The sequence below is a fragment of the Nostoc sp. DedQUE08 genome (assembly GCF_034530895.1).
GTDB lineage: Bacteria > Cyanobacteriota > Cyanobacteriia > Cyanobacteriales > Nostocaceae > Nostoc.
Genome location: NZ_JAVRCD010000008.1, coordinates 47,559 through 62,699, shown reverse-complemented (window position 1 = coordinate 62,699; position 15,141 = coordinate 47,559). Strand labels below are relative to the sequence as shown.

The following is a 15,141-nucleotide window of genomic DNA, read 5'->3' as shown; positions in this document are numbered from 1 at the left end:
TCAGCGTAAAAACTTTTCATTGTGACTAGCCAATTTAAGTATTTTAGAATAGTTTAGTAGTATTAAAAACTACTAATTTACCGTGAAAAATTCTACTGAAAGTTCTCAACAAGACCTCAGTTTACCCAAGATAGAAGTAGACCAGCTGCTTCTGGAATGGCATGAAAATCCAGCAGCTTACGTAAGTAATATATGTATCAATCAGTTGTTTGAATATCAAGTAGAAAAAACACCTGAGCAAATTGCGGTGATTTTTGAAGACAAACAAATTTCTTATCAAGAACTTAACCAGCGAGCTAATCAACTAGCGCACTATCTACAAACCCTGAATGTCAAACCAGAGGTTTTAGTTGGCATTTTCCTAGAGCGATCGCTAGAAATGATTGTTGGACTATTAGCCATCCTCAAAGCAGGCGGAGCTTATGTCCCCTTAGATCCAGCCTATCCCTCAGAGCGCCTAGCTTTAATGCTAGAGGACTCACAGTTATCGATACTGCTGACACAACAAAATTTACTTTCAAAGCTTCCAGAGCATCAGGCCCATATAGTTTGTCTAGATAACGATAAAGAGGCAATTACTCAACAAAGTCAGGAGAATCTAACCTGTCTAGCGACAGATAAAAACCTGTCTTATGTCATTTACACCTCCGGTTCGACTGGTAAACCGAAAGGGGTAGCTATTGAACATCACAGCACAGTCGCTCTGTTGCATTGGGCAAAAGAAGTTTTTACAACAGAGGATCTAGCTGGAGTGCTAGCAGCAACATCTATTTGCTTCGATCTCTCAGTTTTTGAAATATTTGTTCCCCTCAGTTTGGGTGGTAAGGTGATTTTGGCAGAAAATGCCTTGTATTTACCTACCTTACTTGCCGCTCAAGAAGTCACTCTCATCAATACAGTGCCATCTGCGATCGCAGAGTTACTCAGAATTCAAGGTATACCCGCTTCTGTTCGCATCGTTAACTTAGCCGGCGAACCTCTACAAAATCGTTTGGTGCAGCAGATATATACGTTGGACAATATTCAAAAAGTCTTTAATCTATACGGCCCTACAGAAGATACAACCTATTCCACATTTGCCTTAGTTAACAAAGGTGATAGCAGTGTGACTATCGGTCGTCCGATAACCAACACATACTGTCTTTTGTTGGACGAACAAATGCAGATAGTCCCCACAGGTGTTTCTGGAGAACTATATATTGGCGGCGAGGGACTAGCTAGAGGCTATCTCAACCGTCCAGAACTGACAGATCAGCGATTTATTCCCAACCCTTTTGAGGAGGCAGGAGGCAGGCGGTCACTGAGCGTAGCTGAAGTGAGGCAGAAGGCAGGAGGGAGTAAATTATATAAAACTGGGGATTTAGCTCGTTACTTACCAGAAGGCAACATTGAGTATATTGGGCGCATTGACCAACAAGTAAAGATTCGCGGCTTCCGGATTGAGCTAGGAGATATTGAAACTGCACTGTGGCAACATCCTGATGTGCAAGAAGTTGTAGTGATTGCTAAAGAATTTTCCCCTGGCGACCAACGCCTAGTAGCTTACGTAGTTCTCAAGCCCGAATCATCAGACACGAATGTTGGTAATTTACGCCGTTTTATCAAACAGAAATTGCCTGACTACATGATCCCTTCTCGCTTTGTGCAATTGAGTGCTTTACCCTTAACAGCTAACGGAAAAGTCGATCGTAAGGCGCTCCCAGCACCCGTTCAAACTTTGAATGCAAATGAGAAGTTTGTTGCTCCTCGCACTCCTATTGAGGAACGAGTAGCAGAAATTTGGTCTACTGTATTGGGTCTAAAAAACATTGGCGTTCATGACAATTTCTTAGCGTTGGGAGGACATTCCTTACTAGCCTTTCAGATCCTCTGCCGTATCCGCGATATCTTTCAAGTTGAGTTATCAATGCGGCATTTCTTTGAAGCGCCCACCATCTCTGAAATAGCCCAAAGCATCATACAAGCACAACAGGAAAACATAGGATGTTCTGTGCCAATACAATCTATTGGGCGCGATGGCGATTTACCGCTTTCTTTTGGGCAAGAACGGTTGTGGTTTATTGACCAGTTAGTACCCAATCATGCTTTTTACAATGTTCCCGAAGCCTTTCGCCTCAAAGGTGTACTCAACGCCACAATATTAGAGCAGAGCTTGAATGAAATTATCAAACGTCATGAAGTCCTACGAACTACATATTCCAGTTTGAACGGACAACCCATACAGGTCATCCACTCAACTTTTCCCATCAAACTCTTAGTGGTGAATCTCCAAGGGCTGTCTCCAGACGAGCAAGAATCTCAAGTCCATCAGATCGTACTTAAAGAAGCCCAACGTCCTTTCAATTTAGTTCAAGGACCATTGCTACGAACAACATTGCTGCAATTGAGTTCAGAGGAACATATATTCCTCCTCAACCTACACCACATTCTTTGTGATGATTGGTCTTTAAGTGTTTTGTTCGAGGAACTGTCAACTCTCTATCAAGCTTTTTCCACTGGCAACCCCTCTACTCTTCCTAACTTAGCTATTCAGTATGCAGACTTTGCAGCTTGGCAACGGCAGTCGCTACAAGGTGAAATATTAAATAATAAGCTTGTTTATTGGCAGCAACATTTGAGTGGCAGTCTACCTATATTAGAATTGCCCACCGATTATCCACGACCATTAGAGCCAACATATCAGGGTGCGCGTCAATCGGTCGTTATCCCCAAATCCCTAACAGATGCCCTCAATGTTCTCTCGCGCCAAGAGAGTACTACCTTGTTTATGACCTTGTTGGCAGCATTCCAGACACTCCTATTTCGCTACACAGGGCAAGAAGACATTTTAGTAGGCGCTCCGATAAGCGATCGCCACCGTTCTGAATTAGAAGGGCTAATTGGGTTTTTGCTCAATACTTTGGTATTGCGAACCAACTTGTCTGACTCTCCAAGTTTCCGGCAGTTGTTAGGCCGAGTCCGGGAAGTAGCTTTATCGGGTTATACTCACCAAGACTTACCGTTTGAGAAGCTAGTTGATGCTCTACAAATCGAGCGAGGCTTGAACCAGAATCCACTAATTTCAGTGATGTTTCATCTTCAGAATACCCCAAGACCTAAGCTGACTGTTCCCGGATTGACAATGAACCGTCTGGAAATTGATAACGGGACATCCAAGTTCGATCTATACCTGGAACTGCGCGAGACAGCAGCAGGGATATCTGGCAACTTGGAATATAATACTGACCTATTTAAAGCTGAGACGATCGCTCTGATGGTGGAAAATTTTTCTACTCTAGTACAGAGTATTGTCTCTAACCCAGACCAGACAATTTCCAACTTACCCCTGTTAACATTCCCTAGCGATCGGCAAACTAAGCGAGTATACAACGGCAATATAGATATTCGCAGTCTACCAGAGCCTGAATTGGATAGAAGCGATTTGGAAGCAAAATTTGTCGCACCTCGTACTCTGATTGAGTCACAAATGGCTGAAATTTGGCGCCGAGTTTTAGCGATCGCAGAAGTTGGGATTCACGATAATTTCTTTGAGCTTGGCGGTAATTCCCTACTAGCATCTAGGTTGATTTTTTTGGTGAGAGAAACCTTTCAAGTAGATTTACCTCTAAAAAGCTTGTTTGAAAAATCCACCATAGAAGCGCTGGCTCAGGTAATAGAGACAGTGCGTCGAGATGGCGCTTCTGCTTTAACCAGTGCGATCGATCTAAAATCTGAGGTAGTACTCGATCCCGCCATCGATGCTCAAGGAAGGACTGTTGTTCAGGTCGATGAATTGCGTCATGTTTTTCTCACAGGAGCTACAGGCTTTTTGGGGGCTTTTTTAATTGATGAACTGCTACATCAAACTCAAGCAAAAATATACTGCCTAGTGCGCTCCCCGAACGAGCATGAAGGGTTAGAAAAGATTCAACAAAACCTAGAAAAATATTCCCTTCATCACCCAAATTTTAGCTCTAATGTAATTGCAATTCCGGGAGACTTAGAACAGCCATGTTTGGGTCTTCCTATTGAACAGTTTGAAAAATTGGGTTTGCAAATTGATGCTATTTATCACAGTGCTGCCCAAGTGAATTTTGCTAAACCATACCCTGCAATCAAGGAACCCAATGTTATCGGAACTCAAGAAGTTCTCAGATTAGCTTGTATGGGCAAAATTAAACCAATGCATTACATTTCTACTGTTGCTGTTTTTGGTGCAATCAACCATTTTACAGGACAAAAACTAGTTTACGAAGATGACGATATCCAGCTTTGTAAAGACTATGTTGCTTTGGATCTCGGCTATTCTCAAACCAAATGGGTAGCCGAAAATCTTGTATGGGTTGCCAAGTCCAGGGGAATACCTGTTAGCATCTTCAGAACAGGATTTCTCATGGGAGATAGCAAAACAGGTATTGCTCATACAAAAGATGCTTATGTGCCTAGAGTTATTAAAGGATGCATACAGCTTGGTAGTTATCCTGAACTCATAGATCAAAAAGAAGAAATGATTCCTGTGGATTATGCCAGCAGAGCAATTGTCCATTTATCCAAAAAGCAAGAATCTCTAGGAAAAGCTTTCCATATAGTACCGCCACCAGACCAAAATATTCCACTCATCGAGCTTTTTGAGGTTATTTGTTCTTATGGCTACCAACTCAAGAAGTTACCATATACTCAGTGGAAAGATGAGCTAATTGCAAGTTTCAGGCACTCTCAGGAAAATGCTTTACATCCGCTTTTATCGATGATGTCTGAAAAAGTCTATCAAGATTCTTTGACAATCATGGAGTTGTATCAAAATACAGTTGATTATGACTATCAAAATACCCTCAATGGATTGGCAGATTCTGCAATTGTTTGTCCACCAATGGATGTTAAACTATTTGATAAATACTTCTTATATTTCGTTAGTAGTGGTTTCTTAAATTCACCACCTTTAAGACAGGAGTAAATGTTCGCGCTATAATTTTCAGCTTAACATCTCCTTCAACTTTCTTCAGTAATTCTGGAGTGTATAGTGTGATTTACCTAATATTGAAGAAGACAATGTTTGGCTGGCAGACCGGAATTGTTGTACACTCAAGTTCTTATTTGGTATTGCTGCTGAAAAACGCTACTTTATTATCCAAGAGCATCAAAGTATGCCTTGGCATACGACTGATGATTTCTGATTAGCGGCCCAAAACAATAGTGACATTGTATTTGGTGCCGATGATGGTCAACTGTTAAAGGCACGTCGTATAAAAGGGGATCATCTTACTTTTGCAAAAGTGAGATGCTCCCCTCTTTAGTTCTGTATTAGACTCAACACAGAAGCGTTATATTCTCAACTCTTTAGAAAATCCAAATCAAGACCTTAATATCACGAACAACAAACAGACCAATAATAAACCCAAAAGTAACAGCAAAGCCTGATTGCGTTTTACCCAACTTTTCACAGTTGCTGCAAAACTGTTAGTGTAACGCTGCTGTTCCAACTCTAACTTTGTCTCTTCAATATTTTGGTAGAGGGTACAGTCTTTGGCGTAGGGACGTTTAGGAAAATTGCAAGTATCATCAGCGTGATAGGTGCAGGTGTCGCACAGATACCCATCCCCAGCGGCGCGGTGCAATGGAATACCGGGATGACCGTAAGCTTTGAGTGTAGTCCGGCAATAGGGACAACTAATAGCTTGACTATCAACAAGTTGATGGCAGTGGGGACAAGATACAGTAGCCAAAACCTTTAGCGCAAATAGGTAAACACTTTGATTCTAGCCATTCTTGGATTTTACGAGCAATAGAGGCAAAAATTTTTACAAGGGAGAAATTAGCGGATACAATTGTAAAGTTGGATGCCTCTCGGTGCTAGTATGATTGCTGACTATGGCTCGATACTGCAAAACATTTTTCAAGCGATCGTTCCAAATAGTAACGAATCTGATGTAGAGCAAAAGATAGTAGTTCCCCTCTTGCACATACTTGGTTATAGCAATGCCGATTGGCAATCTCAAGTTGTAATTCTACAATCTAAGCTTGATTTCCTAGTGGGTCAACCAGATTCCGCTTTAATAAAACCAGCCTATTTAATTATTGAAGTTAAAGCACCCAGTAAAAACATTGCCCACAGCGTTTGGCAAATTAATAATTACATGCGTCACACTGGGTCTGTTATCGGTCTGTTAACCAACGGCTATGATTTTCGTATACTTTATAACTATGATAAAAAAATTACAACTATTGTAGAGTATTCCCAAGCCACACTTATTCATAAATATCGGTCATTTTACAAAATTTTATCCAAAAAAACTTATTTAAACTTTACTTCTACTTTGTATAAAAACCAACAAAATATTCGCTTACAGTTTTTAAATTTAATCTCAAAAGAGGTGCAACAAGAAGATATGTTGGGTTTATTCAACAAAGGTAAGACTTCTCCCATTTCAACACAGCAAACAAGTGAAGAAAAAATTTTAGTTTCAGAAACTAAGGAGGAACGTAAATCAATGATTATTACTGTATTTAATAACAAAGGAGGGGTAGGTAAAACTACAACAACTATCAACCTTGCTGCTGCTCTCAACAAGCTAGGTAAACGAGTGCTGCTGATTGATATTGACGCTCAAGCTAATCTGACAATGGGATTAGGAATAGATCCTTTAGATGACATTGAAAAGCTAGGTAAAAAAGATATTACCCATCTACTGACTGAACCAAGAACTAGCTTAGAAGAAACGATTATTCATAAAAATTGGGATGATGTTGAACTAGATATTGTTCCATCTCACATTCGTTTGAGTGAGCTAGAAGCTACGTTGACTATGACACCAGATATTGATCGTATATTGGCAAAAAAGCTGAAGAAATACCGTAATGAATATGATTATGTCTTGATCGATCCACCTCCATCATTTGGTAAAGTTAACAATATTTCATTAATGGCATCTTCAGGAGTTTTAATTCCTACTCATTTATCTGCCTATCCCATTCGAGCATTAGAGTATGTCATTAATAGGGCTATTGGAGTCCATCAATTTAGAGATGAACCACTGCCGATTATTGGTATTGCAGTTAGTATGTACAATCGAGCAGCAACTAAGGTTGCTTTGTCTATGACTCAGCAAATTTTGGATATTTTATCAAAGAATCCTGAAAGTAAAAATGTAGAGTTATTTCCTCAAGATACATGGATTCCAAGCCTGAGCATAGTTTCAAGTACGCCTAATAAAGGGTATCCAATTTGCTTTGCCGAATTTGATAAAGAATTAAGCTCTAAAGATAAAGAAACAGCACAGGATGCTTTTAACTGCTATATGAAACTAGCTAAACACTTTATTTCTGTTGCCAAAGAAGAGGAATAAAAAAATGAATAACTCAGAACGTCAGAATCGCATTGTTGAGTATTTACGTATTAAGCCAATTTCGCACGGTCAAATTTACACTTTTCAAATTGCCATACCAGAATCCGAAGTTCTAGAAATTACTTTGGAAAAACGTGAACAATTAGAAAGAAGTCTTACTCAACAAGGTAGTAATTTAATTCCTCTAATTGTTCGTCGTACCGAAGCGTATAGCGAAGAAGAAGAGTATGAGGTTGTCTTTGGTGCTGATTGGTGTCTTGTTGCTAAAGAACTTGATATTGAAAAGCTTTGGGTTTGGGTATTTGATATGAATGATCAGCAAGCTGCTGTTGCTAAAGAAGAAATGCAGCAATTGCTAGGATTTTCATATTCCACTCCTGTTATATTACCCTCTGGTGCTGAACAAACAGAATCAACTGAAACAATAGTTGAACAGCTTGATAAATTTTTTCGGCAATTAGCAGCAACACTAAACCATAAGATTGAGCAAGTCGCTGTGTCCGTAAAAAAAATAGAAACTTATAATAGCCGTGAAACAGATATTTATAACAAAATAGAAATTCTTACTCAAAAAGTAGAAATTCTTACTCAAAAATTTGAACAATCTGCTACATACGTTAAAAAAATTGAGGAACCTGAAAGTAAGCAGACAATAGCTCAGAACGAAACTGAAAGTCTTACTAAGCAACTTGAACAAGTAGCTCAATCTGTCAAAAACATTGAAAGTATTATAAACAAGTTGTCTGAAGTTGATCCCGGAAGGTTAGTTACAGGAGAGAACAAGATTAACCTTAACACTATTAAAACGGCTAAAGAATTAGAAAGATACAAAATACCACAAATAGGCCCCAAGAGAGCGGAAGCAATTGTTAGACTACGCGAGCGTAAAGGCAAACTTCAATCACTAACAGAATTGATGGAGGTAAAAGGAATTACTCAAACAATACTTAAAGTATTTGATACTTACCTATTTTGTGAGTAAGTCATTGCCTACCATTTCCAGTCTTTCTCTGTGTCTGTGCGTGAAACATTGAGCTATTTCCTAACCCTGCATCTGTCGCAATGCATTAAACGCCTTACCTCGCAACCCAACTGGTAACAACGATAAAGCTAAACCAGTCCAAGCTTTAGCAGCCGAAAAAGACTGTCCCGCTAAAACTAGCTCTCTGCCTTTTTGCGTTTCACCCTTTTCAATTAAACGCAAACCTAATAATAATTGCGTTTCAGTTAAACGATTTTTCCTGACTTTCTCTAATTTTTCAGACTCAAACTTATAACTTTCTAAATACTGAATTTTATCAAATAAATAAGGAATGGCTCGATTGATACCTTGCTGTTCTGCATGAGAGCGATATTCCATCAATAATTCTGGTAAGTAATAGCCCTTTTTTCCAGCCAAAGCCAGACGTACAAATAAATCATTATCCTCACAATTTTGCAGATTTGGCTGCATATATCCTAATTCTTGCAAGGTTTTACGGCGAAATAATGTCGCCCCAACTTGAAAACTTTGCTGAATAAATACGACTTCTAACAAATTGTTTACAACACCTGCTGGTAAATTCTTTCTACCCCAACGATGAGAATTTTCTTGAGTTTTTGCCTCATCGCGCACATTGTTAATATCAATTATCCAATGGTCTGTACCAACAAAATCAATGCTAGAGTCTTGAGCAAGAATAGCTGATGTACTTGCGAGAAAATCGGGTGTTAGGCGGTCGTCATCATCAAATTTAATAAAATATTCACCACTGGCAGCATCAAAACCAGAGCGCATATTATTACTTTTACCAATATTTTGCTGATGACGGATATATTTTATCCGATCGTCTCTGTATTGTGACATCAATTCGGGTGTGCGATCGCTAGAACCGTCATCACAAATAATTAGCTCAAAGTCTTGCTCAGACTGGTTGAGTACACTGTCAATTGCGAAAGGCAGTAAATTAACTCGATTAAACGTGGGAATGGAAACACTAACTTTAGGCATTTTTGCAAGATGAGAGTGGACATTGCTCACTAAACTAAACGCTTAATGAGCAAGGCTGGGCAAAAGCTAGGTGTAGGAAATAGTTTGATTAATTTTATTCCAAACTTTTTTGATAAATCGATTGCTTCTAGCCGCTATGGTAGGTGGCTTTAATCGCTTCGGTTTTTGCTCTGGTTGCTTCAGAAAGCGATAGTGTAAAAATTCATTTTTGTAACGAATATCAACATCTTCACCTTTACACAAGCGGGCAAATCCAATAGCAGAATAGCCCATATAGTGAAGACGATGAATTGGTTTTAATCCCTGTTGGTTGTAAAGAACATTATCAATATTCACAAATGGATTTGCATTAGCACAGTTACCAGTTCTATCTTCACCATTGGGACTGAGTGTAAAGTTAAATAGTGGTCGAGCAATTCTAAAAGTCATGTAACTAAATAAATCTGCGTCACACCACCAAGCGATTTCATTAATCAATTCGACTTCTTTATCTTCTATCAATCGCTTTTTGAGTATTTTTAATTCTTCAGCGCCTAAAATACCCTTTTTTGAACCAAAAAAACTAGAACAGTGGATTTCTCGTCTGATTTCAGATTCAGGCAAAGACATTTTTTGTTCTAACTTCGGCAAGTCGAAAGCTGCAACTGAAGTTTGTTTTGTGTGTTCCCAGTCATCAAACACAAAGTCGTATTGGTCTAGTTTTTCTAAAACCTTATCCAACTTATTCATTGCCAAACTATCAGCATCATAAAATACAAATCTTTCAAACTCACCATCAAAAGCACACATTTTTCGGATTAAATTATTTTTTTTATTCCATTCGATAGAAGGTTTATTTTTTCGACCATTTCTTGGATAAGCGTTCCAAACTTGAACGGCAAAATCCTCCCATTTTTTGATCGAGCTTTTATTGTCAAACAAGGTGACATTTGGTCGAGAATGTATCTCCTGTTTAACTCGTTTTAAGCGGTCATCATAGGGAATAATACAAATAGGAATATCTGGACTAACATTTACCTCAATGCTGTTTAGCAAAGCTACTAGTTGGTCAAATACCACGTCATTAGCCAGTGTATAAATCCCAAAATTATCCATTGTAATAAATTCTTTTGATTTTTGATTTACTGAGTAAAGCCAATTCTCTGTGAAGCTGCACATCATTTAGACCCCTTCCAACCTTCCCAAACTCGCGGGAAGCGCCGCAGGTAGTGGGGTTATTTCTACACATCTTTATACAGAATTGGTCTAACGCGAATAATACATCGCTATTTTTTGACCGATTATTCTCAAATAATAATATACACATTTTCAACTTGATGCTGAAATAAGCAGGAAGTTATTTTAGTAACTAATAATACTAAATATTACTCAAATACTTAGAAGTGCTTAAAACTCTAGCTGTTAAACAATTGCCTCCTAGAGAATAATCTTAGTAACCCAGCGGTTCCCACACCCCAAGCCCCATTAACCAATAAACCTGTGACTATTCCCACAAGTTTCCAGCCGCCTGCGATGGGTTGACCCTTAAGTGGTGCAACTACAAACCAAGCCACTAGCGTCGGAGCAATTGCACCAAAGACTAAAGCTCCTAACCAATAGTTTTTATCGTGTCGAAAACGAGGTGCAATTACTACCAAAATCAGTCCCCAAATCCCTCCCCAGAAAGCATTTGACCAAATTTGCGGGATTCCTAATGGTTGTGTTGGTGCAGTTGAATAAGGGGCGCGAGGTGTAAAATTTACTGCATGTAGCAGCGCCAATACACCTTGATGAAATAGCAAAACAGACACAAAGCCTGCAATAAATCCTAATGCAAATCGAGATAAGGCAGCTTTTTGAGTCATTGCTTATACAAAAAGGTACTTATTTGCAGTTGCAGATGTGACTTTAATGATTGACATTTCCCATTCCCTTTTCTCCATTTTCTTTAGAGCTTGCTTCTGAGAGTTGTCTATGATAGTTTGCTAATTAGTCTAAATACAGTAAGTCTATCGAATTACCGTACTTTGTTGAACACTATCGTTAATATAGCCGAAGGAGTGCAGAGTTAAGAGTACTTAAGTACTTTACCAAATATATGACAAGTGGAAAAGCCAATCTTGCCGATTGGGAAGTAGATACTTGATATAAACCTGAATTTTTCAACCTATCGAGAGCATTTCCGATCGACCAAGTGTCTGCTGCGATCGCACTCAAAAAAATCACCAACGTCAAGGATGGAAAGTAAACTTAGTTTCCTGAACTTAGTAGCGAGGATAGCACCCTACAATGAATATACGTATGCAAACTATTCACAACCGTAAAGTCAAAGGTGGAGGCTAAACGTTGGCACAATTCCAAGCAGAACCTCTGGCTTTATCAAGCTCTCAAAAAAATTGGGTTTTACTCGGTGTCGGACTTGGGGTATTCATGTCTACCCTGGATGTGGGGATCATTAATGTTGCTTTGCCCACATTAGTGCAAGCCTTTGGCACTAGTTTTCCTACCACCCAATGGGCTGTATTGAGTTACCAGTTGGTCAGTTCTGGTTTAGTTTTGGGAGCAACCCGCTTGGGGGATATGTGGGGTAAGAAGTCCCTATACCAAGGGGGACTAGTTCTGTTCACTTTCAGTTCGCTGTTGTGTGGTTTTGCACCTAGTATCGAGTGGTTGATTGGCTTTCGGGCGCTTCAAGGATTAGGTGCTGTGTTCATTTCTGGGCTTGGTTTAGCAATTATCACAGAAGTTTTTCCCTCTTCCGAGCGAGGTCGGGCTGTTGGCATCATCGGTAGTGTAGTGTCACTGGGAATTGCTTTTGGCCCCTCTGCTGGCGGATTGCTCTTAAGCTGGTCAGGCTGGCATAGTATATTCTTCATCAATGTACCCTTGGGGATTATCGCTAGTTTCTTAATAGCTCGTGTAGTGCCACCTTCTGCACGCATTGAGGGCAAACAGAAATTTGACTTTTTGGGAGCCATATTAGCTTTATTGACTCTGGGTAGTTTTGGGCTGGGTATGACACTAGGGCAAAGCCAGGGCTTTAGCAGTATTAATACATTGATATTATTAGCGATCGCTACCGTAAGTTTCATTACATTTTTGGTAGTTGAAGCGATTCTAAAGCAGCCACTACTAGAGCTAAAGCTGTTTCGCAATCTTCAGTTGAGTATGGGTTTGCTAAGTGGCTGGTTAGCATTCATTGTTATTGGCGGTTCGCTACTGATCGTCCCTTTCTTTCTAGAGAGCGTCAAGCATTATCCGACGGTAAAAGTAGGGCTATTACTAGCCGTATCGCCTGTACTGAGTGGGTTAATTGCTCCACTGGCTGGAATACTTTCAGACCGTTTTGGCGCTCGACTAATCAGTTCGATTGGGTTGGGGTTGATGATTGGCGGCTGTCTGGGGATTAGCACCTTTGATGCTCAAATTACTGAACTAGGCTATGTATCGCGCTATTTTATTTACGGCATTGGATTGGGTTTATTTCAATCGCCCAACAACAGCACTGTTATGGGATCGGTACCGAGAGAGCGGCTAGGGATTGCTTCTGGGCTGTTATCTTTGTCACGTACCTCAGGAAACACCGTAGGAGTTTCTCTAATTGGGGCAGTATTTGGAGCCTTAATCGCTAGTATGTCTGCGGGTGCAGATGTCTCTGTCGCCCCTCCTGATGCGATCGTTGCAGGGTTCCAAGGAACTTTTCGCTTTGCAGCCCTAATACTTTGTGGGGCGGCTGTTGCATCTGTTTTGAGGATTGGTAAGAGGCAGGGGGCAGGGGAGCAGGGGAGCAGGGGGGGCAGAGGAGCAGGGGAGGAATAATTAATGCTCAATATTCAATAATCAATTACTAAGGAGTTAGATAAATGACAGGTAAATTAGAAGGAAAAGTGGCAATTATCACTGGGGCTTCAGCGGGAATTGGAGAGGCAACTGCGATCGCTTTGGCTTCAGTTGGAGCAACAGTAGTACTCGCTGCTAGGCGTGGCGATCGCATTCAGGCATTAGCAGAACGCATCGAAGCTAGTGGTGGGAAGGCATTGCCTATTGTCACTGATGTGACTGATGAAACTCAGGTAAATAACTTGGTGGCAAAGGCCAATGCAGAATTGGGAAGGGTTGATATCCTTGTGAATAATGCCGGGATTGCCTTACTGGGCACAATTGAAGCGGGAAATAGCTCAGATTGGCGGCGATCGTTTGACCTCAACGTATTAGGACTGCTATATGCTACTCATGCCGTTTTGCCTTTGTTGAAGGCGCAAAAATCAGGGCATATAGTCAATATCTCCTCAGTGGCTGGCCGGACAGCGCGGGCGGGTGTTGGTGTTTACAATGCTACCAAATGGGGTGTTAATGCCCTCTCGGAAGCATTGCGCCAAGAAGTCCACAAAGACAACATCCGCGTCACCATTATTGAACCAGGTTTAGTAGATACGGAAATTGACAACCAAATTACCGATCCCGTTGCCAAACAACGGATCGAAGAACGACGCAAGTCAATTCAACCTCTGCAAAGCGAAGACATTGCGGCTGCGATCGTTTACGCTCTTACGCAACCGCCACGCGTTAATGTCAACGAAATCCTCATCAGACCAACGGGACAAGAACACTAAAGCTAAAGGGCAGGCTTAACAGTCATGCCCTTTTTTAGATAAGTAGTGAAAATCTTTAATCAAATTCCAAGTATAGCAAGGGACTGGGGACTGGGGACTGGGTGAAAAGCCTTTTTGTATCTAAGTTTTATCGTCTGTTGATGTCCTAACCACCTTGCCTGTTGCTATATTTACTAAATTTTAGAAAGAATCATTTGGGCAGCAGCTTCATCGGTAATCAATCCTGTAATTAACTTGCCATGCAGAGCAGCTAAAATCGCCTCTGCCTTTTTCACACCACCCGCCACACCAATAATCAGTCGATGAGCGGGTTGTTCGAGCGCTACACTGGCAACCCGGTTGTTTGTCCCTTGTTGCAGCAATACTCCGCGATCGCTGTAAGCCCAACCTGCAATTTCTCCGACTGCTCCCAGTTCAATCAATTCAGCCACTTCATCGTCATTGATGAAGCCGTCTTGATGTAACGGAGCATTCCAGGCAATGTGACTAATTCCGACAAAGGTTACTTTGGCTTGCTCTGCAAGAGTTTTGACGGTGAGAAACGATCGCTGAGTCTGCAAGAGTTCTCGTTCTTCAATACTAGTCGCAACAACGGGAGTCGGCACTGGGTAAGCTTGAGAACCGACGCGATCGGATAAATGCATAACCACTTCGTGACGACCTGCACGCCCAGAGTGGGACATATTGCCAATAATTGACACAATTTTATGCTGGGGTTGGTTCATTGAGGGTATCTGCTCCACCATTGCTCGCAATGTGCGACCTGACGAAAACGCTAGTATACTTGGGGTTTTAGCCATCAGGTAAGCCTCTAAGTGGGTGGCAGCACATACACCAATCCCGTATAATGTATCACCACTACCTGCGTCAGTTGGTACTACTTCACAAAGTGATAGAGCAAAGCGATCGCGTAACGACTCAGCCAGAGCAATGCATTCACTCAAGGGATGATCGAGTCGAAATTTAATCAATTTTTCACTGACTGCCAGTGCCACTAAGCGTTGTGCAGCTTGCCGGGACACATTGAGCTTGGCGGCAATTTCTTCTTGCGTATTGCCAGCGATGTAATAGAGCCAAGCAGCATGTGCAGCCAGGTCTAATTTGCGCGCCCTAAGAGGCAAGCCAGCCTTGCTGACATCGCGCTGCTCTAAAAAAGGTTGTCCCATATATTACCTGCAAAAACTATGTCTCTATCAAAGGTATAATTGCATTATTTATACTATATGCCCAAAGAGAT

10 protein-coding genes are annotated in these 15,141 nt (G+C 40.9%); 5 read left to right on the top strand and 5 right to left on the bottom strand.

All coding sequences use genetic code 11. The features are described 5' to 3' along the window. Nucleotides 1–82 precede the first annotated feature (82 nt). On the top strand, nt 83–4,933 hold the full coding sequence (locus tag RMY64_RS07560; RefSeq protein WP_322673045.1) for a non-ribosomal peptide synthetase: 4,851 nt from the start codon (nt 83–85) through the stop codon (nt 4,931–4,933). Nucleotides 4,934–5,330: 397 nt separating this feature from the next. Here the strand turns inward: RMY64_RS07560 and RMY64_RS07555 are convergent, their stop codons facing one another. Beyond that, nucleotides 5,331–5,702 (bottom strand): zinc ribbon domain-containing protein, encoded by a 372-nt coding sequence (locus tag RMY64_RS07555; protein WP_322673046.1) that lies wholly within the window; start codon nt 5,700–5,702, stop codon nt 5,331–5,333. A gap of 132 nt (nt 5,703–5,834) precedes the next feature. Here RMY64_RS07555 and RMY64_RS07550 point away from each other — a divergent pair, with 132 nt between their 5' ends. Further along, complete coding sequence (locus RMY64_RS07550; protein ID WP_322673047.1) at nt 5,835–7,322, top strand: AAA family ATPase; 1,488 nt, start codon at nt 5,835–5,837, stop codon at nt 7,320–7,322. 4 nt (nt 7,323–7,326) lie between these two features. Beyond that, the gene (locus tag RMY64_RS07545; RefSeq protein WP_322673048.1) at nt 7,327–8,304 is read left to right on the top strand and encodes a helix-hairpin-helix domain-containing protein; all 978 of its coding nucleotides are present in this window, start codon (nt 7,327–7,329) and stop codon (nt 8,302–8,304) included. A gap of 60 nt (nt 8,305–8,364) precedes the next feature. On the opposite strand, the gene RMY64_RS07540 is transcribed toward RMY64_RS07545, so the two are convergent. From RMY64_RS07540 to RMY64_RS07530, 3 genes are all read right to left on the bottom strand, one after another. Continuing rightward, nucleotides 8,365–9,312 carry a glycosyltransferase family 2 protein gene (locus RMY64_RS07540; protein WP_322673049.1) on the bottom strand — a complete coding sequence of 316 codons (948 nt, stop codon included), beginning with the start codon at nt 9,310–9,312 and terminating at the stop codon, nt 8,365–8,367. 66 nt (nt 9,313–9,378) lie between these two features. Beyond that, complete coding sequence (locus RMY64_RS07535; RefSeq protein WP_322673050.1) at nt 9,379–10,407, bottom strand: Npun_R2821/Npun_R2822 family protein; 1,029 nt, start codon at nt 10,405–10,407, stop codon at nt 9,379–9,381. A gap of 299 nt (nt 10,408–10,706) precedes the next feature. Then, complete coding sequence (locus tag RMY64_RS07530) at nt 10,707–11,156, bottom strand: hypothetical protein (RefSeq protein ID WP_322682686.1); 450 nt, start codon at nt 11,154–11,156, stop codon at nt 10,707–10,709. 481 nt (nt 11,157–11,637) lie between these two features. Here RMY64_RS07530 and RMY64_RS07525 point away from each other — a divergent pair, with 481 nt between their 5' ends. Both RMY64_RS07525 and RMY64_RS07520 read left to right on the top strand, forming a co-directional pair. Next, nucleotides 11,638–13,110 carry a DHA2 family efflux MFS transporter permease subunit gene (locus RMY64_RS07525; protein ID WP_322682687.1) on the top strand — a complete coding sequence of 491 codons (1,473 nt, stop codon included), beginning with the start codon at nt 11,638–11,640 and terminating at the stop codon, nt 13,108–13,110. A 44-nt stretch (nt 13,111–13,154) separates the two neighbouring features. Further along, nucleotides 13,155–13,904, top strand: a complete 750-nt coding sequence (locus RMY64_RS07520; protein WP_322678877.1) for an SDR family NAD(P)-dependent oxidoreductase — start codon at nt 13,155–13,157, stop codon at nt 13,902–13,904. A gap of 173 nt (nt 13,905–14,077) precedes the next feature. On the opposite strand, the gene RMY64_RS07515 is transcribed toward RMY64_RS07520, so the two are convergent. Continuing rightward, complete coding sequence (locus tag RMY64_RS07515; protein ID WP_322699727.1) at nt 14,078–15,070, bottom strand: sugar-binding transcriptional regulator; 993 nt, start codon at nt 15,068–15,070, stop codon at nt 14,078–14,080. Nucleotides 15,071–15,141 lie beyond the last annotated feature (71 nt).